The 21,967-nt window shown below is 52.2% G+C and carries 29 protein-coding genes; all 29 read left to right on the plus strand.

Going from position 1 to position 21,967, the window contains the following annotated elements; all coding sequences use genetic code 11:
- The coding region (locus HMPREF9720_RS01200) for a DNA adenine methylase (protein WP_009596487.1) at positions 1 to 949 on the plus strand (949 nt) is incomplete at its 5' end.
- Positions 927 to 1,976, plus strand: a complete 1,050-nt coding sequence (locus tag HMPREF9720_RS01205) for a phosphoadenosine phosphosulfate reductase family protein (protein ID WP_009596379.1) — start codon at positions 927 to 929, stop codon at positions 1,974 to 1,976. The genes HMPREF9720_RS01200 and HMPREF9720_RS01205, both read left to right, overlap by 23 nt.
- On the plus strand, positions 1,874 to 3,610 hold the full coding sequence (locus HMPREF9720_RS01210; RefSeq protein WP_039939514.1) for a DNA cytosine methyltransferase: 1,737 nt from the start codon (positions 1,874 to 1,876) through the stop codon (positions 3,608 to 3,610). Before HMPREF9720_RS01205 ends, HMPREF9720_RS01210 begins: the two co-directional genes overlap by 103 nt.
- A gap of 34 nt (positions 3,611 to 3,644) precedes the next feature.
- A complete protein-coding gene (locus tag HMPREF9720_RS01215; RefSeq protein ID WP_026318515.1) occupies positions 3,645 to 3,914 on the plus strand; it encodes a hypothetical protein in 270 nt (89 codons plus the stop codon).
- 253 nt (positions 3,915 to 4,167) lie between these two features.
- Positions 4,168 to 4,488: a hypothetical protein gene (locus HMPREF9720_RS01220; protein ID WP_018696633.1), complete on the plus strand. Its 321-nt coding sequence runs from the start codon at positions 4,168 to 4,170 to the stop codon at positions 4,486 to 4,488.
- 189 nt (positions 4,489 to 4,677) lie between these two features.
- Positions 4,678 to 5,145 carry a hypothetical protein gene (locus HMPREF9720_RS01225; protein WP_018696634.1) on the plus strand — a complete coding sequence of 156 codons (468 nt, stop codon included), beginning with the start codon at positions 4,678 to 4,680 and terminating at the stop codon, positions 5,143 to 5,145.
- Positions 5,138 to 5,386: a hypothetical protein gene (locus HMPREF9720_RS15310; protein ID WP_139022435.1), complete on the plus strand. Its 249-nt coding sequence runs from the start codon at positions 5,138 to 5,140 to the stop codon at positions 5,384 to 5,386. Before HMPREF9720_RS01225 ends, HMPREF9720_RS15310 begins: the two co-directional genes overlap by 8 nt.
- A 186-nt stretch (positions 5,387 to 5,572) precedes the next feature.
- Positions 5,573 to 5,869 (plus strand): hypothetical protein, encoded by a 297-nt coding sequence (locus tag HMPREF9720_RS01230; RefSeq protein ID WP_139022436.1) that lies wholly within the window; start codon positions 5,573 to 5,575, stop codon positions 5,867 to 5,869.
- Positions 5,866 to 6,384 carry a hypothetical protein gene (locus HMPREF9720_RS01235; RefSeq protein WP_039939525.1) on the plus strand — a complete coding sequence of 173 codons (519 nt, stop codon included), beginning with the start codon at positions 5,866 to 5,868 and terminating at the stop codon, positions 6,382 to 6,384. Before HMPREF9720_RS01230 ends, HMPREF9720_RS01235 begins: the two co-directional genes overlap by 4 nt.
- Positions 6,385 to 6,422: 38 nt before the next feature.
- Complete coding sequence (locus tag HMPREF9720_RS01240) at positions 6,423 to 6,752, plus strand: hypothetical protein (protein WP_018696637.1); 330 nt, start codon at positions 6,423 to 6,425, stop codon at positions 6,750 to 6,752.
- Between the two features lie 51 nt (positions 6,753 to 6,803).
- The gene (locus tag HMPREF9720_RS01245) at positions 6,804 to 7,685 is read left to right on the plus strand and encodes a S49 family peptidase (protein ID WP_039939527.1); all 882 of its coding nucleotides are present in this window, start codon (positions 6,804 to 6,806) and stop codon (positions 7,683 to 7,685) included.
- Positions 7,686 to 7,696: 11 nt separating this feature from the next.
- On the plus strand, positions 7,697 to 9,250 hold the full coding sequence (locus HMPREF9720_RS01250) for a hypothetical protein (RefSeq protein ID WP_254654348.1): 1,554 nt from the start codon (positions 7,697 to 7,699) through the stop codon (positions 9,248 to 9,250).
- A gap of 24 nt (positions 9,251 to 9,274) precedes the next feature.
- Positions 9,275 to 9,832 (plus strand): hypothetical protein, encoded by a 558-nt coding sequence (locus HMPREF9720_RS01255; protein ID WP_139022437.1) that lies wholly within the window; start codon positions 9,275 to 9,277, stop codon positions 9,830 to 9,832.
- A gap of 1 nt (position 9,833) precedes the next feature.
- On the plus strand, positions 9,834 to 10,619 hold the full coding sequence (locus HMPREF9720_RS01260) for a hypothetical protein (protein ID WP_018696641.1): 786 nt from the start codon (positions 9,834 to 9,836) through the stop codon (positions 10,617 to 10,619).
- On the plus strand, positions 10,619 to 11,302 hold the full coding sequence (locus HMPREF9720_RS14770) for a hypothetical protein (protein WP_018696642.1): 684 nt from the start codon (positions 10,619 to 10,621) through the stop codon (positions 11,300 to 11,302). The genes HMPREF9720_RS01260 and HMPREF9720_RS14770 overlap by 1 nt, the downstream gene beginning before the upstream one ends.
- Complete coding sequence (locus HMPREF9720_RS01270) at positions 11,280 to 12,221, plus strand: hypothetical protein (protein ID WP_009596354.1); 942 nt, start codon at positions 11,280 to 11,282, stop codon at positions 12,219 to 12,221. Before HMPREF9720_RS14770 ends, HMPREF9720_RS01270 begins: the two co-directional genes overlap by 23 nt.
- The gene (locus HMPREF9720_RS01275) at positions 12,199 to 13,962 is read left to right on the plus strand and encodes a hypothetical protein (RefSeq protein WP_018696643.1); all 1,764 of its coding nucleotides are present in this window, start codon (positions 12,199 to 12,201) and stop codon (positions 13,960 to 13,962) included. Before HMPREF9720_RS01270 ends, HMPREF9720_RS01275 begins: the two co-directional genes overlap by 23 nt.
- 274 nt (positions 13,963 to 14,236) lie before the next feature.
- Positions 14,237 to 14,479: a hypothetical protein gene (locus HMPREF9720_RS01280; RefSeq protein WP_009596350.1), complete on the plus strand. Its 243-nt coding sequence runs from the start codon at positions 14,237 to 14,239 to the stop codon at positions 14,477 to 14,479.
- 67 nt (positions 14,480 to 14,546) lie between these two features.
- Positions 14,547 to 15,365: a DNA adenine methylase gene (locus HMPREF9720_RS01285; protein WP_009596480.1), complete on the plus strand. Its 819-nt coding sequence runs from the start codon at positions 14,547 to 14,549 to the stop codon at positions 15,363 to 15,365.
- 447 nt (positions 15,366 to 15,812) lie between these two features.
- A complete protein-coding gene (locus tag HMPREF9720_RS01290) occupies positions 15,813 to 16,085 on the plus strand; it encodes a hypothetical protein (RefSeq protein WP_009596511.1) in 273 nt (90 codons plus the stop codon).
- Positions 16,082 to 17,446 (plus strand): hypothetical protein, encoded by a 1,365-nt coding sequence (locus HMPREF9720_RS01295; RefSeq protein ID WP_009596359.1) that lies wholly within the window; start codon positions 16,082 to 16,084, stop codon positions 17,444 to 17,446. The genes HMPREF9720_RS01290 and HMPREF9720_RS01295 overlap by 4 nt, the downstream gene beginning before the upstream one ends.
- Positions 17,447 to 17,450: 4 nt before the next feature.
- Positions 17,451 to 18,389 (plus strand): DUF6712 family protein, encoded by a 939-nt coding sequence (locus tag HMPREF9720_RS01300; RefSeq protein ID WP_009596513.1) that lies wholly within the window; start codon positions 17,451 to 17,453, stop codon positions 18,387 to 18,389.
- Positions 18,389 to 19,270 (plus strand): hypothetical protein, encoded by an 882-nt coding sequence (locus HMPREF9720_RS01305; protein ID WP_009596427.1) that lies wholly within the window; start codon positions 18,389 to 18,391, stop codon positions 19,268 to 19,270. Before HMPREF9720_RS01300 ends, HMPREF9720_RS01305 begins: the two co-directional genes overlap by 1 nt.
- Positions 19,254 to 19,685, plus strand: a complete 432-nt coding sequence (locus tag HMPREF9720_RS01310) for a hypothetical protein (protein WP_039939531.1) — start codon at positions 19,254 to 19,256, stop codon at positions 19,683 to 19,685. Before HMPREF9720_RS01305 ends, HMPREF9720_RS01310 begins: the two co-directional genes overlap by 17 nt.
- Before the next feature lie 99 nt (positions 19,686 to 19,784).
- Positions 19,785 to 20,021 carry a DUF4160 domain-containing protein gene (locus tag HMPREF9720_RS01315; RefSeq protein WP_039939534.1) on the plus strand — a complete coding sequence of 79 codons (237 nt, stop codon included), beginning with the start codon at positions 19,785 to 19,787 and terminating at the stop codon, positions 20,019 to 20,021.
- 7 nt (positions 20,022 to 20,028) lie between these two features.
- Positions 20,029 to 20,442: a DUF2442 domain-containing protein gene (locus tag HMPREF9720_RS01320; RefSeq protein ID WP_009596355.1), complete on the plus strand. Its 414-nt coding sequence runs from the start codon at positions 20,029 to 20,031 to the stop codon at positions 20,440 to 20,442.
- A 213-nt stretch (positions 20,443 to 20,655) separates the two neighbouring features.
- Positions 20,656 to 21,084 carry a hypothetical protein gene (locus HMPREF9720_RS01325; protein WP_009596477.1) on the plus strand — a complete coding sequence of 143 codons (429 nt, stop codon included), beginning with the start codon at positions 20,656 to 20,658 and terminating at the stop codon, positions 21,082 to 21,084.
- A 258-nt stretch (positions 21,085 to 21,342) separates the two neighbouring features.
- On the plus strand, positions 21,343 to 21,543 hold the full coding sequence (locus HMPREF9720_RS01330) for a hypothetical protein (RefSeq protein WP_039939537.1): 201 nt from the start codon (positions 21,343 to 21,345) through the stop codon (positions 21,541 to 21,543).
- A gap of 64 nt (positions 21,544 to 21,607) precedes the next feature.
- Entirely contained in the window at positions 21,608 to 21,967 is a 360-nt protein-coding gene (locus HMPREF9720_RS01335) for a hypothetical protein (RefSeq protein WP_039939538.1), read from the plus strand.

A 21,967-nucleotide genomic window follows, 5' to 3' on the forward strand; every position in this document is an offset into this window, starting at 1 on the left:
TTACAACCGAATTAACAGCCGCCGAACGTCGGCACTACAACCTTCCAAAACAATGAGCGGCAACAATAGCAAAAAGATAGCCTTCAACTACTTCGGTGGCAAGTTTTCTTTTATAGAATATCTCTACGAGAATTTTCCACCGAAGTTCACTCACCTCGTCGATCTCTTCGCGGGATCGATGGTCGTATCATTGAACTACCGAGGCAATGTCATTCGGACAGCCAACGAAATAAACGGCGAAATAACCAACTTCTTCGAGCAGCTCCGCGAACATGAAGATGAACTCATCCGGATGTTAGAACTGACTCCATGCTCTGAACTCGAATACCGGAAATGCTGGGGGGGGGCTGAAGGAATCACAGACCTTGAACGCGCTCGACGGTTCTATGTCCGTGTGCGGCAGTCGTTCTTCGGACTGGGTGTGCAACGACAAAATAAAGGGTGGCACATGTCCAAACAACACGTGAACGCACAGGGAGGAGAAACAGTCAGCCGATGGAAAAACGGAGTTGAGAAACTTCATGAAGTAGCGCAGGAAATCCGCCGCAACTTCCAGATCATCAACAGCGACTTCTCTGCCGCAATCGACAAGCTCGACTTTCCGGAGGCATTTTTTTATTGCGACCCACCGTATCCTTTGGAAAGCCGCGGGAGTAAACATAAGGGTGGAGACTACCTGTTCGACTTTACGGATGCAGATCACGAACGGCTGGCTTGGAAACTTCATCAAATAAAAGGATTCGCAATGGTCAGTGGATATGATTGCCTGCTTATGGATTATCTCTATGATGATTGGCATAAAATCAAATTCCCGATGAAACGTAACAACATCCGCTCTAACATCGTCAATGGCAGCGGTACGCTCATGCAGGAGTGTATTTGGTGCAACTATGAAATACCGGTTCGAAATCAAAATTTATTTTTACATGAAACCGCTTACTCTATCTGACCTTCGCACTCGTCAGGCGTGGCCGCTCAATCAAAAGATCGACCACACATGCTACGCCATGGAAACGTTCGTTGCCTACTGCAAAGAGCACGACCGCACGCCCTACGTATCATTTTCCGGCGGACTAAACTCAACCGTCCTGCTCGACTTGGCTCGCCGGTTCGTCGATCCTAACATGAAGGGCGTGTTCTGCTCAACAGGTAACGAATACCCGGAAATCGTCCGGTTCGTGCGGCATACGGATAACATCGAGATCATCCACCCGGCCATGCCCCCACGCGAGGTCATGGCCCGATATGGGTTTCCTCTTGTAAGCAAAGAGCAGGCGCAAGCTGTCCGAAATATTCGGACGACCAACAGCGACAAATTACGGACATATAGGCTCTACGGCGACGGAGTACGCCGGGCCGGCGTACTCTCAGAAAAATGGCGCTACCTGATAAGTGAGCCTTATATGACCTCGGAAAAGTGTTGCGAAATACTGAAAAAGCGGCCTTTCCGCAAATTCAACGCCCAAACACAGAGCCTTGGGATGGTCGGCACGATGGCCGACGAAAGCAAACTGCGGCAAACCATGTATGTCCGTCGCGGCGGGTGCAACGTCTTTTCGGATAATCCCCGCAAGGTTCACAGCGCCCCGCTGTCGATCTGGACTGCCGCGGACTGCCGGGACTACATTCACAGATTCGACATACCCTATTGCCCGATTTACGACATACCGGGCATTACCCGAACCGGCTGCGTATTCTGCGGGTTCGGCGCACACCTCGGAGGGGGGGGGGAGGCGCTTTCACATACTGTACACTCTACATCCGAAACTCTACCAAATGGCAATGAACTACACCAACAACGGCTACACGCTACGCTATGCCCTTCGGCGGATGGGCGTGCAGCTACCAGACGAACATCCCGAACTATTCTAAAATGGCAATCAAAGTTATATACATCGACCTTTTCTGCGGTGCGGGCGGCACCTCGACCGGGGTACACTTTGCGCGGCATGCCGGAGATCCTTGCGCCAAGGTGATCGCCTGCGTCAACCACGATGCGAATGCTATCGCTTCGCACGCTGCCAACCACCCCGACGCGCTACACTACACGGAGGACATCCGTACGCTGGAGTTGGGGCCGCTCGCGGCCCATGCGGCCCGGATGCGCCGCCAGTATCCGGATGCCTTCGTCGTCCTCTGGGCCTCGCTGGAGTGTACGAACTTCTCGCGGGCCAAAGGCGGCCTTCCGCGCGACGCCGACAGCCGCACGCTGGCCGAACACCTGTTCCGCTACATCGAGGCGCTGAACCCCGACTACATCCAAATCGAGAACGTGGAGGAGTTCATGTCGTGGGGCGATCTGGACGAGAGGGGCAAGCCCGTCAGCAGGGATGCCGGGCGACTGTACCGGAAATGGATCGACAACGTGCGGGGCTACGGGTACGACTTCGGCCACCGCATCCTGAACGCCGCCGACTTCGGGGCGTACACTTCCCGCCGGCGGTTCTTCGGGATCTTCGCCCGCCGCGGCCTTCCGATCGTCTTTCCGAAACCGACTCACACCAAGAACCCGGCACAGGGCGACCTGTTCGGCCAGCAGCTTCGCAAGTGGCGGCCAGTGCGGGAAGTCCTCGACCTTGAGGACGAGGGCGAGTCGATCTTCGACCGGAAGCGGTCGCTCGTGGAGGCATCGCTTGCCCGCATCCACGCGGGGCTGGTGAAGTTCGTCGCCGGCGGGCGCGAAGCGTTCCTCGTCAAATACAACTCGATGAACCAGTCCGGGAAGTATGTCGCACCCGGCATCGACGAACCGTGCCCGACCGTGGCGACGCAGAACCGTCTCGGCGTAGCCAAGGTGTACTACCTCTGCAAGCACTTCGGCGGATCTCCGGAGGGGAAATGCACAGCCGTCGATGCGCCCGCGGGCGCGATCACCTGCCGCGATCACCACGCCTTCGTCTCGGCCTACTACGGCAACGGGTTCAACTCGTCGATCGAGCGGCCGTCACCGACGGTTACGACAAAGGATCGCTTTCAGTTGGTGCGTCCGTTCTTCGCCAACTACTATTCCGGCGGCGGCCAGACGTCAGGAACGGATGGCCCGGCTCCGGCCGTCATGACGAACCCGAAGCAGCGGCTCGTCACGCCGTGGATCATGAACACCAACTTCAGCAACGTCGGCAGTTCGCTCGATGCTCCGGCCCAGACCGTGACTGCCAACCGCAAATGGCAATACCTGATGAACCCGCAGTTCGCCTCGGCGGGTACCGCTACCGATCGGCCGTGTTTCACGCTGATCGCCCGCATGGATAAGCGGCCTCCGCGGCTGGTGACGGCCGTAGCGGACGGCAAGGAGCTGCCCTCGTTCATCAGGCTGGAGGACGAAACGTTGGTTTACGAGATTTACCCGGAAGATACGCCGATGCTGGTGCGGATAAAGGAATTCATGGCGCTGTACGGACTGGTGGACATCCGGATGCGGATGCTGCGTATCCCGGAATTGAAGCGGATCATGGGCTTCCCGGAGAACTACGTACTGATCGGCACGCAGGAAGAGCAGAAAAAATTTATCGGCAACGCCGTCGAAGTGAACATGGCGCGGGTTCTCTGCGAGGCGCTGGTGGCGAAACTTTACGAGTTGAACATCGTGCCGCAGCGGTTTGCGGCGTAATATACACAACAAACGAAATAAAACAACAAAAATTATGAAAAGCGAAAAAGCAAAGTCATTCATTGACAATGATGCAATACAGATGAATAACGGAGATCGCATGATCGATGCTTCCACGGCCTATACTGCCGTCGAACTTGCCGAGCAGGAGGCCGAGGAGCGGATGCGGGCGAAAGCAATCGGTGCATTCGACGATATGTGGTTCGAAAACGGCGAGGACGGAGAGTTCGAACCGGATTACGAGTACCACCGAAGGAATTTTATCCGGAAACTGAACAAGGAAGATGAAGTGCAGGAAGCATAGCCGATGCCGAAAGGTACCCGGAAATGGCAGCGTACTGGAGATAGTTCGGTGCCCTTGGTGTGGTTGGGAAGTGAGTACGTCTAACATTGGGAAGTGGTGCGCCAAATGTTATTGCAAATTCGAAGTAGGGAGTGATGGTTACATTCACTTCTCGCAGGACTTCCCAAAGACCACGGCCGAAGCATGGGCTATTGCTTTCGCCAAAAGTGGCGGAGTAGGTTTTGGTAATATATAATTGATTAACTAACAGTGAATGAAACAGATTGAGGAAAGAGGCGGAGATTTCGCTGCTAATTATGAAATACTTGACGATAACGGTCGCCGAAAAAACGAGTGTGAGATTGCCCGCGAAAGCTACATTTCTGGGGCCAAATGCGAACACGAACTACTGACGCGCTGGCACGACCCGAAAGAACCACCCGAACCGGGACGGGTTGTGCTTGTAAAGCGGAATCCAAGCTCTATCATACCGTATGATTTGGGGCATATTGATAACGATGGGAACTGGGTGGATTCGTGGTGTGGTTCTCCGATAGATGATAAGATCATCGGCTGGCGGAAGATTCACGAATAAGGACTAAGCGAAGAATTTATGAAAAGTGAAAAAAGAAAGGAGTGTGCCAATGAAAATGTAAAACCAGTGGGGCGACGACAGGCATCTTATAAAATGGGAAAATTGGTATAAGAAGAACATTCGGAAATTAGGGGTTCGAGTCCCCGGTCGCCCACAAATAACCGCCTCAAGGCATAAAATTATTTGATCATGAAAGAAATGCTCACAAACTACATCAGTCGATATTCGGCATTTGGATTGAAGATGGAAGTGCAGAAAAGAGACAAAACCGGCTTCTCAATCATCGGCCAGCAGTTACCGATCCTTCGGCCGGGTGATGATGTTCGTAACGAGATCACCCATGGGGGACATCGACTCGTTCCATTGGTTGGGTGTGCGGCGATCGTATTCAAGTGTTCTCCGGATCAGGTCGCCTTCGATAAGGAAATCGGTGTCGCCTATCGGCTCGGCCCGTTGCACATTCCAGCGATCAAGTTGATGTATCTGCCGGAAACCGGGGATTTTTCCGCATGCTATTTGAACGGCGAACACTACCCTATCTATTCATATCACCGACTTTATGACTACCTCGACTCGCTTCTGATCGATTACCGGGGATTAATCGGCGAGGGGCTTGCCGTCAGCAATCATGCCGTAAAATGCGATCCGTATGAATGACCTATATGACATATCGGGTTCCCTTTCAAGAGCAGGCCATGCATTTGCGGCCTGCTCCTCGTCTATGACAGCCGCGGCCCAAGCTGCCGCTGCGTCATGTATTGAAATCAACAGGATCATCGAAACCGTCGAGCATTACCGCCGGAGTCCGGCGTTTCGCAAGTTGGCAGGTATTCGCCGCAAGTACCGCCACGGATTGAAAAAATGCCAACTACATGAACTACACGAACTACAACGCTAATAATCAACGAAATAAATATAACTACTTTAACAACAAAAAAACTACATAAAACTACATTTTATTCACTTTCAAACTCTAAAAACTACAATCACTATGAAAAGCTACTTTTGTAGTTTTGTAAACATCTGATTTTCAACATGTAGTTTATTGTAGTTCGTGTAGTTGCCCAAAATAGGTATCCTTTTTATGAAAACATACTATGACCTTTCCGACGAAGAGTTCTTGAGGTACCTTCGTTTATTGGTAGCGCAGCTCTCACGCCTGCCACCTTACCGCTGGCAGCAGATTGCGGCTATCGCAGGCAATCCCGAAGAGTTCATTGAAATCGTGCAGTCCATGTGTAACGACGGGCTGTTCGACTGGATAGACGATTTCAGAAACCGTTGCTGCTTTATCGACATAAAAGACGATTCTCTGATCAGGCTCGATCCTATGTATGTACGAACCTTAAAAACCGGAATTGACAAACGAATATGGAAATGAGACTCACCTTCGATGTAGATGACCGAATACACATGGATTATCTCGCCTATCTCTTCGAGCGGGACACCTCCGGCGCTTATATCGTGACAGCCCGAAATTGCTTCGGGAAACTGATCATCGGGCACACTCAAGCTGCAAGCCTCCCGCCCAAAGAAGCCTGCGGAAAATTCGCAGTGACTTTTATACTGCCTATCAACGAGGCCACCCAGAACTTTCAAAATAAGTTCATCTACCTTTCGGCCCAAGCGACCAAGCAGCTCAATATCTCCCTGCGCGCCTACTTTGAACTCGACTTTTGGGAGTTCGTGCAGCGCCGTAAAGCCCTCCGCCAACGCAAAGAGGAGATTATCGAAGCGTTCATCCTCTCCCGTAAATTGTTCTCGGCTGAATACTTTGAATCCCTCCACAAGCGGGCCTATCGTCGGGAACTGAAGGAGCTGGAAGCCTTGAAGCGGAAACTGACCCGCCGTGCATACTACATCGAATCGCTCGTCGATGAGCCGAAAAAAGTTTAACCGAAAATCGTAATTATTTCTACAAATTCACTGATAATATGCTTAAAATTATCACCTCTATCGCCTTAAAACCGGCGGCATGCCCTGCCGCCGAGTTTCGGCGGGTTCCCTTGATCAGTCCGTTCGGCAATCTCAAAACGGCAACGACCCGTGAAGATGCAGGAGAACTCCTGACGATTACTCTGACAGCAACACTCCGTTCTGACGATGCTTTCCTGCATGAGCCTGCAATCGTCCGCGTCAAATGGCGCGGCGGCTCCCTTGTTTTCGGCAGCAAGGACATCCCGGCCCTGCTAACACTGACCGAGGAAGAAACCCTCGTTGCCACCTGCAAATACCAGACATCAATCGAAGCGGTAAAGGGGTAATGCCGTCCTTTTTATGCGGCCTGCGACCAAGTAGATTTGCATAAAAAAGAAATGAAACGCCTGATCACCCCGGAGAACAACGTCAAGCTGGCCCTCGAACTGCGCCGCGGTCGTTGGCTCGTTCACGATATTTCCACTCTCATACCAACGGCCATTTCGCTGCTTCAGCAGCAGGACATTCTACTCCAAGCTGCCGAGCGAGAATTCGACATCATACTTTACGATGTAGATGCCCGCGCCGTTTCCGCGAATGCCGCCAGAAGCGGCGACCCCTGCGTTGCTGTGATCCCAATATCCGGCACGATTACCAAATACGACTCCTGCGGAACGATCGGAACTGCCACATATGCACAGGCCCTTCTCGCTGCTGCGGCTGACACAAACGTCGTTGCCTGCGTTCTCGACATTGACTCCGGCGGCGGGAATTCGACGGCTATTCCCTTGATGTTGGATGCGATCCGCAAATTCAAAGCCACAGGGAAGCCTCTGCTCGCACATGCCGATTTTTGCGCGTCAGCAGCTTATTGGATCGCCGCACAATGCGACGCAGTCTATTGCGACAACGCCATCACATCGGAAGTAGGGTCAATCGGCGCATATACATATTTCATCGATGACCGAGAGGCATTGGAGAAGTCCGGACAAAAGGTTCACGAGATATACGCGGAAGAGTCATCCGACAAAAACCTCGCATACCGCCAAGCACTCACCGGAGAGTACACGCTGATCCGCATGCGCCTGTCTCATTTGGTCGCCGCGTTCCATGCCGACGTCAAAGCGGGCCGGCAAGCCCTCCGGGCCGACGCGCCGGGAGTACTGACCGGCGCGACTTTCTTCGCAGACAAGGCTATCGAAAACGGCCTTGCCGACGGCATCGCCACTTTACAGGAATGCGTCGATCACGCCTTTATCCGCGCAAGTATTCACTCATAATTATATCGAACATGAAATTGAACTGGAACTTTATTTCGAAAATCTTCGCCCGAACTGTCGGGGTGGAAAATCTTTCGCGTGATGCAGAAGGGCATGAGGTACTCTCTGCTGATCAGCGTAAGATTCTCGAACAGAAATTTGGCCCGGAAGCCTTGCAGCACTACGACGCATACGCCGCCAGCGATGCAAATGACGACGCACAGCAAGAACAGCTTTTGCTGAACTTCCTCGATGCCATCGGTCGCTCCGGCGGCGACGACAAAGACAAGTTACGGCAGGAACTGGCAAAAGCAGAAGAAAAAATCGCGTCGATGTCTGCCCTGATGACGATCTTACAGCAGGAGAAGGAGAAACTCGCCAAAGCCCGCGAAGATAAGCCTGCCGCAACAGAAGTATTCGGGAGAAGCGAAGGCCGTACCTTCACGATCGACGCGAAGGCATCCCACAATCGCCTCGCACTCGAAGCTCTGGCCACGGGCCAGCTTCCGACTTTCTCCGCAGCCACGATTGACGTGGATGATTTGAAAAAGGAGCTGGGCACCTATTCGTCGCAGGGGAACAGTCTGGAACTCATGCAGGACATCTACCGGGGGTTCACCTCGGCGAAGTTCATGACGCCGAAGCGTGCGATCGAAACCTACAAAGCCGTCCGCTCGGACTATACGTCCGTCGTACAGGAGTTCTCGGCCAAGTGGACTCCGTCTGGCGATGCACGGTTCACTGCCATCAAAATCCAGAATTACCGACACAAGATCAACTTTGCGATCGTCCCGGCCGACGTCGCCAACTCGTGGCTGCTGTCGCTCTACAACGAGCGTCTGTCCCCCGATCAGATGCCGATCACACGCTACATCGTGCAGAAAATTCTGCTGCCGTCGATCCTTCAGGACATCGAGATGAAGATGATCGGCAAAGGCAAGTACAAGGCCAAGGAGAACCCGACCGATGCCGGCAAGCCGGAAGAGTCGATGAACGGCATCGAAACGCTGCTCGTCGAAGCGGCCAAGTCGGGCGATAAGGGTATCAATTTCTACCCGAACGCAAAGGATCTGCGCACAGCAACAGATGCCGAAGTCGTCGAGTACATCGATGACTTCGCCCACAAGATTCTGGCGAAGTATCAGTCCCTGAAGATGAATATCTTCCTGTCTGCCGATCTCTACGTGAAATACAAACGAGGTTACAAAGACAAGTGGGGAGCCGGCAGCGGCACGGAGAATCCCGATTTTGGCAAAGACCGTGTCGATTTCACGAACTTCTCGCTTCAGGTACTCGACTGCCTGTACGGCTCGCCGATCATCTTCTGCACGCCGAAGTCGAACTTCATCATGCTGCAGAACCTGAACCAGCCGCAGGTGATCACCGACATCCAGAAGGTCGATTACGAAGTCCGCTACTACGGCGAATTTTGGCTCGGTGTCGGCTTCGCGTTCGGCGAAATGCTCTTCGCTTCCGTTCCGGCCGACTACGACCCGCAGGCCGCAATCTCGGATGACGGCTCGACCGACTTCTGGAAAAAGACCAACGCTGCCGCTGAAGTGGAAGACACCCACGAGGGCGCATAGTATCAAACCTTAACACCGATTATCATGTATAACCCTGTATCAATTCTGAAAACGGACGAGGGCGCAGGCTGCCCTCGTCCCAAAAACCCGACAATAATCCTCGTCCCTGTCGAATTCGTCGCTGCGGAACCGACGCGGGAAATCGGAGACATCGTCATGAAAAGCGATCTGGAACTGATCGCAGAAAAGAAAGCAATCGGCATCTACGCTACGCCGAGTACGATCGAATGTACCGAAGAGTCTGAAGGAGATCCCGACGCCCGCGGCGTCAAAGTCGGCATCGCCTTCGAGCATCCGGGCGATTCGGCCGAGATTGCCGGTTTCACTGAGTACGCACGCAACCGTGGGTTCATCGCATTGAACCGTGATTGCGCCAACGGCAATACGGCGGAATATCGCGGTTCGAAGTGCAATCCGCTCTTCCTGACGACGGAGTACACCAACAACAAGGATGCCCGCAAGCGGAAGCTCACGTTCAAGCAGGAGCAGCGAGACCTGATCGGGGCAAGCATCTACAAAGGCAAGATGCCGGAACTCGCCGACGAGGCTACATCGGCACCGACAGAGGAAGAGGGGGCATAGTATGGGAAATAATAACACCGCAAGACAGACCGGGGCCAAAGGCGCTCCGGCTGTTTCGGCCACACCTACGGCCGAAGTTGAAAAACGAGCCGCAGATGCGGGAGTCGTAAGCCCCGATAGGAACACTCCAGAAGAAACCCCCATTCCGGAACCGGCACCTCTTTCGCCCCTTCCGGAAAAGGATGCCGCCCCCGCACCGGCCTCTTCGGATGCTGAAGGAGTACCGGCTGACGATTCCGTTATCGTTATCGCGGCCTACCCCGGCACGAAAGACCTGTTGCAGGCTCTGTGGCAGAAGGCGGCTCCCGGACACTGTACGCTTGTATTCGTTGATGATGCCCCCTTCGCAAAGCAATTCCCCGCTCTGATTGCGGATGCCTCTATCCCCGACGAATTCGTGTTTGTCCCGGCCAACTGCGCTCCGGTCGCTCCGGTGGATTTTGCAGATCTGGCACAACTCAAGGTATACGTTCGCAAAGACGGTTCCCGACACTACGCAGAACGTCTGCCGATGCTCCTGAACAAAGTGGCTCTGGTCGAACTTTGCGGAACGATGCAAGAGGATGCCGACAACGAAACCCTCGTCGCGGATTATGCAAAAGAGTATCGCCGCGGTGTCCGTGCTACGGAAGTTTCGCACGATTTCGGCAACTTCGTTACACTCGTCCTGCGGAGCAATCCCTGCGAGAACGTCGTGATCGCCGGACTCTGTCAGCGTAAGTTCATTGCAGCATCTGCCGAAGGCTGGAATGCGGTATCCCCCTTGCTCACCAAAATCCGGTCGTAATGCGAGATGCCGTTCAAAAGTGGTTAGAGTCCGGAGCCGAAGTCCAAGCAGGGCTTCGGCTCCTCTCTCTTTACGCCAAGAACGAGCATCTCGCCCAGCTCGTAACAGCGCGTCCCGATCGGTACAAATCGTTGCTTATCGACACGCTGTGCAAGACAGCGGGGACTTCTCCGCTCACGACGCCCCCGCCCAGCTCCCGCCCGGCCTTCCGGGAGCAATGGGCGTTTCTCTCTGAACCGGATTGTCCGCCCGAATTGAAAATTCTGGCAGCCGACAAAATTACAGCCTATCGAGATTACGTAGATGCGCACCGGCGGCTATTCGATTGTACCACACTGGACGAATGTTTTGCGACGGCCGAAAATCTTATAAAATCTTTTTCCGAAAATCGAAAAATTCTCTACGAATTCACATACTACGCCGAGCATCATGCGCTGCTCGGCCGGCACTCGATCTTCAGGGAGATGCAGGAACTGGCGACCCTGCGTAAAATGGGGCCTGTTGCCCTTGTCGCCAGACAGAAGAATCTCAAAGGAAGCATCTGGCGGATCAAACACGAGATAACCCGCGGCAGCAAGCCCCATCTGGATATCGAGCGAAGAAACCGTCTGAAGGCGAAAGAACGCGAGCTTGCAGCCGTCAATAAAATGATCGAAGAATATGAACGAACTATCCGACCATAAGAGCATCGGTGAAAACCTCGCGCCTGAAGAGGAGCAGAGGTTGGTCGATCTCGGTGCGCTCGGCTGGCCGCCGGAAGATATCGCCCGCAGCATCAACGCGAACGTCGAGCAGTTTACGCAGGAGTACAACGACCCGAACAGCCGCGTTGCCGTGCTGATAGCCCGTGGTCTCTTGCAGAAACGCGCACTACTCGAAATAAGGCTCATGGATGAGGCTCTCGGCGGAAACATTCCGGCGACGACACAACTCTACAAAGTACAACGAGACCGTTCGTTTGAAATGACGAAGCTGGATGTGTTCGGAGGATTCACCGACGAGCAATCCTACCAGCGCATCATGGACTACATCGACAAAGGTTGCGAAGACGATCTCTCGGCAAAGGAACAGTTATATATCGACTTGTTGAATCTCGTATTCTCCCTCTCCAAACAACATGACCGCCGAAATGTCATCAAGTTCCTGACAAAGCCGCCCTTCAAACTCTCCTATGCACGTGCCGTCGATATTTATGACGAAGCCGTGAATCTCTTCTACTCGAACCGGCGCGTAACGAAAGAGGCGCTTCGGCAAAAATACGCCGACGACCTCGAAGCATGGTCGAGCATCGTCGCCCAAAGAGCGACCTGTGCCGCCGACTATGCCGTGGCGGCAGACATGCGGGCAAAGGCCGCAAAAATCCTCCGTCTCGATCAACCCGACCCGGAACAACTCCCATCCTCACAATATATCAAACCGATTCGTCTTCTATCCCTCGACTCTTCGGATGTCAGCCTCCCGCCGGCAAACAGAGACGCGCTATCGCGCCAGATCGATTCCGTACTGGCACCGGATGCCGTAAAAAAACGTCTGCGCATGGAAGCGGGGATCGAAGATGTGGATTTTATCGAAATTATCAATGTCGCACAGGAAGAGAATTAACGCCGGGGACAGCCCCTGCATCGACGTACAATATCAGAACCTGTACGCCCAAGTAGCATCGTTGCTGATGCCGCGAAAGCTCCGCGCTGTCTTGGGCCGCGGCTCGGCCAAGACGACGGACTTTCAAGCCGAACGACTCGCGGAGATTATCTTCGACATGCCGGGTGCCCCTTTGGTATGGGTGGCCGATACCTTCTCGAACCTCACCTCTAATATCCTGCCCGGTGTGCTTGAGGGCCTCGAACGCAAAGGACTGCATGAAGGCGTCCACTACGTAATCGAAAAGGAACCGCCGACATACACGGAAAAAGAGAAAGAACACCTGCCCACATGGCTCAAACCGCATTTCTGGAAGCCATTCAACCGTCTCGTATCCTACAAGCGTACAATCATTTTTCATACCGGTACAAATATCCGATTCGGCTCCCTCGATCGACCTTCGACACTGGCCGGCAGCTCGTATGTCTATGTGTTTGGAGACGAGGTAAAGTATTTCAAAGAAGAGAAGATCGCCAACCTGATGAAAGCCGTCCGCGGGTACAGCGTGCAATATGGAAACTCTCCGTTTTACCGTGGCTACTCCTTCACCACGGATATGCCCGATGTATCCCACATCGGGGAATATGACTGGATACTGAAAGGAGCCTCGGCAATGAATACCGAGCGGCTGACACTGGTCATGCAGGCTGGGTTGGTATACAATCAAGCCCTTCATGAATATGTCGCCGCAAAATTGGAATGGCAACGAACCCGGACACCGGAAGCCGAACGTGAGTACAAAAACAAACTACGCACGGCACGTCTTTGGCGGAGCCGCTGGGTAGAGCTGCGCCGACTTCCGGAAACCGCGACCTTCTTTATGCTTGCATCGAGCTATATCAACGTCGATATCCTGACTGCCGAGTGGTTCGACGATGCCTTCGCCGAGCAGTTCAGCGACTATAAGGCCGCGATTCTTTCGATGAAACCGACTCTGGAGGGCGGAGAGCGATTTTATGCCAACCTCGGAGAACGGCACTTTTACTACGATGGAATCGATGAAGAAGCATACGAGCGATTCGGACTGCTGGAGCAAGAGGACAGCCGAGTCTTGCGATATTGCAATCCACAGCGGACGCTATCGCTCGGCGTGGACTTCGGTAATATGTGTTCGATGTGTGTCGCCCAAGAAGAACCGAGGATACTGCGCGTATTGAAGTTTATTTATACCCTTTCCCCAGAGTCGATTCGACAATTGGCAGACAAATTCGTCACCTATTTCGCGCACCACAGGAACAAATACGTGATGCTGTATTACGATCGCGCAGGCAACAACTACCGGAAAATGGGTGCCGACACCGCGTCGCAGCTCAAACACGCGATCGAATTCGACAGCAACGAGCATCCTACGGGTTGGAGTGTACAGTTGATGTCCATAGGCCAAGGGAATATCGGGCAGGGCGACGAGTACATCTTCATGCAGGAATTGCTGGCCGGACACAATAAATATCTGCCGCAGGTGCTCATCGATGCTTACCAGTGCAAACCGCTCAAGGCTTCGCTCGAAAATGCTCGGACACGGGTCTCGAAAGGTAAAATCTGTAAAGATAAACGGTCGGAGCATCTCCCGGTCGCCGAGCTGCCGATGCGGTCTACCAACCCGTCTGACTCTTTCAAGTACCTGATGATGACGCCGCCGTTGATCCAAATCGTCAAAGGATCACCGAGGAGCGATATTATCTACGAACCGACTTTCGGATAAAAAAAGCGGAGACGTCTCCGCCTCCGCCGGAATAGAGAAATTCTCATTTCTCAATCCTATGCAATGGCAAAGGTAGCCATTATATTCAAACCTGCAAACTGTTTCGGGGGTACAAATAAAGCCCCCGGCCGCAAGTAGTCATCTCACCTACATACTTACGCAAGCATGCGCCACAAACGCACGACCGAGGGCTGGATAGTCTTCTGTCGCGTTTATGACGCATTTGCTTTCAGTATGCAGGTGAGACGACAAAGGTAATAAAAAACAGAGTGCAATGAAACTTTATGAGGTTATATCGTTCAACCGCGAACTCCTGCGACGCCTATCGTCCGTCGGTATCCGACTGGACGATTGCAAATACATTGATCTTTATGAAGACTATCGTAAGCTCCGCGAGGGGGGGGGTAAAATGACCTACATAGCGGCCGTTCTGGCTGAAAAATACGGAGTGTGCGAACGGCAAGTATACCTGATCATCGCCCGGTTTGAAAAGGACTGTACGGATATTTCAGTGTGATCCCAGCATTTTCGGCTGCGGGATGAATTCTGCATGCGATCTTCGCGGCTTGAAAATTCACTCAGCTATGAAAAACTACACATCGGCCCCTCTGCCGTTCATGGGCCAAAAGAAACGCTTTATCCGCGAATTCCGCAAGGCACTCCGGGAGTTCGATCACGCTACGGTATTCGTGGATCTCTTCGGCGGCAGCGGCCTACTCTCGCATGTCACCAAACGGGAGCGACCTGATGCCCGCGTTATCTACAACGACTTCGACGACTACCATGTACGTCTGGAGAACATCAAACGCACAAACGCACTACTCCATGATATCCGTTCGATCGTAGGTGATTACCCTACGGCCAAGAGACTGACGCCTCAAATGCGAACAACGATACTCGACACAGTACGGTCGGCCGAAAAGACCGGCTATGTCGATTATATAACACTTTCGTCTTCGCTGCTGTTCTCATCCAAATACGTGACAGACTATACGGAACTTCAAAATGCTGGGTTATATAATAACCTGCGGGCATCAGACTACACCTGTGAAGGATATCTCGACGGGATCGAGGTTGTTCACGCCGATTATCGGGAATTGTTCAATCAATACAAGGATATCCCCGGTGTCGTATTCCTTGTCGATCCACCCTACCTATCGACCGAGGTAGGGGTATATAAATGCCGGTGGCGGCTATCCGACTATCTCGACGTGCTGACCCTGCTTTCGAGTACATCCTACTTCTATTTCACCTCCAACAAATCCTCGATCATTGAACTATGCGAGTGGATCTCCGAGGCAAAGGTCAATGCGAATCCATTCCTTAACGCAGTGCGGAAAGAAATGGGAGCGCAGTTGAATTACAATTCCAGATACACGGACATTATGATTTATCGACGCTGACAGTTCTACAACACACATCAGGCCGGCCCTACGAAAGAGGGTCGGCCTTTCTCTTATCGGCCGTACATGGTTTGCGATCGGCTGTACCCCAGCCACACCTCCCAGCCCAGCCGCAAGCAACCATTCCCCGCCCCGAACCCCACCCCGGCAGGCCTTTTGTCATATATCGCCTTTTCGAGGGTCATGCAATCGCAACTCGTCGAGAGGGCGGGACGGCCTTAAATTTCTCTCAACAAAAATCGTTTTTCATCCGACCGGACAAACTGTGCTCTATATCAACCGAATATCATAAAAACGCCCCGAAAAGAGAGGCAAAAATCGGGCATTTTCAATCTACAATCAGCCGTTTCGACTTTCATTCCGAACTTTCTGCAATCAATATCATTCCAGCCCGGCACTCCGGGCCTTTGTCCTTTGCTTCGCAGGTCTACAATCTATTTTTGTGCTATGGATTTATGGGATGCAATAAAAGAGATGCGCCGCTTATCCGCCGAGGGGGTTCCGTTCGGCTTTACGTTCATGTCCTACGACGCTACGGCTCGCGTAAGCAAAGGAGTGATCGAAGTTCGGCATGCCCGTCTGCTGAAACGTGAAAAACAGGAGAACCATCGAGATGCCGAATTCGTCGAGGCATATCTTGACCTCGACACCTGCCAAGCTCGGCGCTTTTATCAGCCATTGCTGATGAGTTTTAACGGTCAAAAAGTAGTTTTGCAATGAATAAAACAGGAAAAGCCACCCAGATTTCGGATTTTTCATATGCCCTGCCGGTCGATGACTGTGTCTATACGATCTCAACGGCTCAAGCGAACAACCTCGACACTCTGCTATGGCAAGCAGAACGGGAGAATTGGGAATATATGCCGCAGTATGTCGGTGGACAAAAGATCGTACCCTACGGAAACAACAACCGCCTGCCAGTGCAAATCCGTGACCTTATGGACGAAAACAATCTCGCCCCCGGTATTCTTGCTCGTCAGAAGGGATTGCTGTACGGCGAAGGCCCCTTTCTACGCAGCCTGCGTTTCGAGAATGGCGAGATAACGAAGGAGTTCAAGGATGATAGGGAGATAATGGCATGGTTGAAAGATTGGGACTACCTGAAGTACATCGACGCGGCGATGACCGACTACTTGTATCTCAAAGGATTTTTTGACATCAAGCTGCTCGAACGCCGCGGACGGATCTCCGGCCAAAGGCCGCGAATCGCAGCTCTGGAGTTTGTGTCTGCGAAAAATGCCCGCCTCGAATGGGCCGCCACCCGTCGTCTTGAGGACGTAAGGCACATTTTCGTCGGGAACTTCGAGAACGATTGCATCGACACCGGCATCCAAACCTACCCGGTATTCGACAGCAGCAACCCGGCCAGATACCCCGCTTCGGCAGCTTACAACTCGTCTTACTCGTTCGCACGGGATTTCTATTCGATTCCGGAATATTGGGGAACTCTGCGCTGGATCATGCGAGGCTCCGAAGTTCCGGCCATATTCAAATACGTTACCGACAACGGGTTCAACGCTGCGTATCATGTTCATTCTCCAGACGGATATTGGGAGAAGAAGCGCACGTACATCCGCAAGAACAATCCGGCATGGAGTGATAAACAGGTAGAAGAGGAGATCGGCAAACTCACGGCAACCATGCTTACCAAGCTGACCGAAGTGTTATCTGGGGCCAAGAATGCCGGAAAATTCTTCCACACAGTGGATGTTTTCGACCCGCTCTCGCAACAAACCAACATCTGGAAGGTAGAGGCGATAGACCAGAAAATTAAAGACTTCATCGAATCGCAACTCAAAGTCATGGAGGCGGCCAGCTCGGCAATCACATCCGGCCTCGGTCTGCATGCATCTCTGTCGAACATCATGGTTGCCGGGAAGCTCGCATCCGGTTCCGAAATGCTTTACGCCTACAAACTCTTCATGATGTCGAACACCGCCAAACCCACATACGACATTTTGGAACCCATCAACCAAGCCATCCGCTTTAATTTCCCCGACACTGATTTACAACTCGACTTCTATCACAGCAAACCTTTGACCGAAAGCGAGACATCCCCCAATGACCGCATAAAAAACTGACGCCATGATTTTCAATAAAACGAAAAAAGGCTCCGCAGAGCTATACAATCTCACCGGCACATGGTACAAGGCGAATGACTTCACCGGGATCAGCGAGGATATCGTGCTGGCCCAAAACGAAGTTATCAAACTGATCGGGAAAGCTACATTCGACCGGGCACACTCCCGGTATATGACGGACGAATATGATCCGGAAGTGTCATCCGATGATCCGGAAGACATGCTCGTACGGCGGGTTCAGTTGCCGGTGGCGTATAAAGCCATGCATCACTTCTACCAGCGAAACCTCGTGAGCCATGAGGACAGCGGCAGAAAGGTAAAAATCAGCGAAAACGAAAAACTGCCGTGGGCATGGCAGATCGAGAAGGACGATGCGGTTCTGCGCGATACATTCTTCCGAACGCTCGACGAATTGTATCTCTTCCTTGAGCAAACGGACATCAAAGAGTGGAAGGACTCGCCGCTGCGCACCCAGCAACAACAGTCGATTCTCCGTACCCTCGACCAATTCGAAAGCATCTACCCGCTCGATGGCTCGTTCTACACCTTCTATACGCTTATACCCTTCATCCTCGAAGTGCAGCAGCGCTTTGTGAGGCCGATTGCCGGAGATCGTTATATGTCGCTCCTGTCAGACATAGATTCAGACACGGCTCTTGCAGCGCGGCGTTTTGTAGCTTTGAAGGCGATGGTGATAGCCGTCCAGAGACTTTCGGTGTCCGTATTCCCGATTGGGATCTCGCAGCGGTTTACAGATTCATTTCAGGGTAAAGGAGCCGGAAAGACCCCCTCCACTGATGCGTTGAAATTCTACCTTTCAGCCCTCGATCATCAGGCGGCAACCGCCCTCGAAGAGTTTCACGAGGCTTTATCGGCTACTGTGGAAAAATACTCTCTTCTACCGGACAACGATCCCCGAAACAAATTCTTTTCTGTTCAATAATGAATACGATCGAAATACCCGCTATCGGCGTATGCAGGGAAATCCCCTCGAAATGGAGCGAGATGACACCGGAACAGGCCCGCGTTACGATGCGCCTGCTTTGGGATATGGAATCCGGCCACATCTCTCCGCTTGAGTTTCATGTGCGCGTCCTCTATCTTCTCCTCGGTATCAAACGGACATGGCGTTCGGTAATGTGGGAAAAACTCAATCGAGCCGCTGCCGAGCAGAAGAATGCCAACATTTTTTTGCTTTGCGAAAATCTCCTCGGCTGGCTGTTTACCGACACCGAGGACGGTCTGCTCCCGACATTCGACACCATACAGAATCCGCTGCCCGAAATCCATATCGGCAGCCATCGTTTGCGTGGGCCGGCCGACGCTCTGCAAGACCTGATTCTCGTGGAATTTCGGAATGCCCTGATCGCCCGCGACGAATTCTTGAACACCCGGCAACCCGCGGCCCTCGACCGGATGATCGCTTTCCTGTATCGACAGCCTTCGAAGCAAGCCAACCGGGCCGGCCGGTGTATCGTCCCCATCCGTCACGAGACCTTTGAGCGGGACGTATGCCATGCCCGCCGGATAGCTCCGTGGCAGAAACAGACGATTCTCATGTGGTTCTCCGCCTGCGTCAAATTTCTCCAGACCGGGACGATAGTTGTGGCTGGGGAACAGATCGACATGCGCACGATCTTCAGCAGCGAGGAAACTGCCCACGATACCGGCCCGAAGTTCACATTGACAGATGTAGCCTACGAACTGGCACGGGATCGGGCACTCGGCACGCTGAACGACATCGACGAAGAGGGCCTATATACTATATTCCAGATTCTACACCACAACGTAAAGCAAGCAAAACGCAATGCAAAAACTCATTAACCTACTACGATATCTGGTCAATATGCGTGTAACGGAGAACGAGGTAATCCCCGTTGTCGATGACACGCACGGAACCGAGCGGCTCAAGAGCGCAGACGGCCGTCAGGTCGTGGTTTCCTATCCATCACTACGGCAAACAGGAGAAACATCGAACTCCTATCAGGATCAACTCCCGGCCGCCATATTCGTCCTCGAAAAAGCAATGGCCGGACAGCGTACCGATAAAGATGAACTCGAACAATATCTGTCGATGCTCGCTACGGTCGATATGATTTTGAAAACGTTACGGGCGGACACTCTGGGATATAACGCCTGTCCCCGTTTGGCCGGCATGACAATCAAGGTTGCAAACACGGTTCCGGTATACAAAGTATTCGGGAGCTGGGTCGGCTGGATGATCGAGATCGAATTCTGAACTCCGGCAAAATAATTGCAGGAATAAAAATATTCCTTTTTTATTTGCAAGGGAATAATTTTATTCCTACATTTGTACCAGAAACCAAATGACTGCACAATGCCCATACTTTTTTACTATTTAGGACTGAAGTTCTTTTTTTACTCGAACGATCACGAACCGGTTCACGTACATGTCAGCAACGGAGAATGTGACGCAAAATTCATGATCGAACCAGAGACAAAATTGATAGAAAATTTCGGTCTGAAGCCACGAGAGTTAAAACACGCCCTCATGGGGATAGAAGAGAACAAAGAGGTGATTATTGAACGGTGGAAGGAGTTTTTCGATAAATAATACGAATATGAAAGCGCAAAAGATATGGTTCGAAAATGGTCGGATTTTCCTGACGACCGACGACGGCCGGACGGGCAGTCTGCTTCTCCGCGCTTTCCCCCGTCTGGCACGGGCAAGCGATGAGCAGCGCATGAAATACGAATTATCCCGGTCGGGTATTCATTGGCCCGAACTGGACGAAGATTTAAGTTTCGAGGGCTTTTTTGACCAGCCGGCGGAAACGTCGGACAACCGGGTCGCAATGGCTTTCGCCCAGTTCCCGGAAATCAATGTCCGCCAGATGGCTCGGCGCATGGGTATCAATGAAACCTTGCTTGCAAAGTATATATGCGGGTACTCCAAGCCCTCGGAAAAACGTGCGAAGGAGATCGAGGCCGCGCTGCACGACCTCGGACATAAATTAACACAAATCTCGATCTGATATGTTCGGAGCAATAGGCATAGGTTTACTTTTCGCGTGGCTGCTGGCCAGCTATCTTTCATCTTCGCCAAAGGTGAAAAAGTAGATCATGCAAAGTAGTACGTCCAGAAGATCGGAGATTTTATCGTTGCGCATTCATATTTTTCATAATTCGCTTGCAAATATTGCGGGGGGGGGTATCTTTGTAAAGCAAACCTTAAACCTACTTGAATTATGAAAAAACTGTTATTCTTGTTTATGGCCGTATTGGCCTGCAACTACGTCATCGCACAGCAGAAAGTTTACTGCGAAATCGTGGGAACGCAAAAATTTGCGAAATCTCAAGTAACCGTGGGGATTGATTTTGGGCAAGAGGATGCCATGCGCACCAATGCGCTGGGTGGTGTGGCCTCACGAAATAAGCTCGTAGGTGATGACGGAAAGCCTCTTTCTTTTAACTCGATGGTTGACGCAATGAATTACATGGGATCGCTCGGCTGGGAATTCGAGCAGGCTTATGTTGTTACTATGCCCGGAATGGGTGGCGGTCAAAACGTCTATCATTGGCTATTGAGCAAATATATCGGAGAAAACGAATCAGGAACGAATGGCTTTAAAACACGGGGGCAATACGAAACAGAAACAGCCCCATGCATGCAGTAGCGATGTATAGACATACAAGCAATGAATTATTGCATTAAAAATCATTTTTTCCAAAATATTATTTATATTTGCAATGCTAAACAATCTCTACGGCAGATGATGTCCGTCGAAATATACGGGCATTTTTTGTGCGTATAAAATTTTATGTGGTTTCGTACCCCCGTGCCGTGCGGTTAATGCCCCGGCGAGCCGTAGAGGTGTTTAGCAGCGGGAAAGACGAAGCCACATTTTGTTTAACGGTTTAATGCTAAAACCTCTATGAAAAACACGAAAATCGGCGAGACCTGCCTTGCTGTATCCCGTATCGAGAGCGAATTTCTCTCAAAGCTGATCGAAACGGTCAAATCCCAAAGCGAAATGATTGCCCGACTGACCGCAGAACGGGCCGAACTACAGAGAAGAAAGATGCAAGCCGACCGACGGCGGCAAGAAGTTTTCCGCCTACCGACCGACAGATAGCCCTTATTCAACCTGTCCTTTGTAGCCGCCTTCGGGCGGCTACTTTTGTTGCAAACTGCAACAAATGACTGTCAAAGGAGAGTACATACGGCGCACTTTGCTCGATGAATCGAACCGCTGGCTGAAGAACCAGAATACAGTGCTGGCAACGAAGCTCCACTCCCGCACCGGCCGACTGGTCAATGAGCGTTCTATGTCTGTTTCCGAACAGGGCGAGATGTCGGCGACAATGACCTACCAGCACACGATCGAAGAACGGTTCCTCGACATGCGGGTTCTGCGCTATGGTTCCAAGCTCGTCCGGCGTGCCCGCAAGATTCACACCCGTTTCGCTTACGGACACTACGAGTCGATTGCTTCCCGGTTGATGTACGGCCTGACCGACGATGTTGTTGCAGAAATCAAGCAACAACTGACGGATTAG

Origin of the sequence: Alistipes sp. HGB5, from assembly GCF_000183485.2 — a bacterium.
GTDB lineage: Bacteria > Bacteroidota > Bacteroidia > Bacteroidales > Rikenellaceae > Alistipes > Alistipes finegoldii.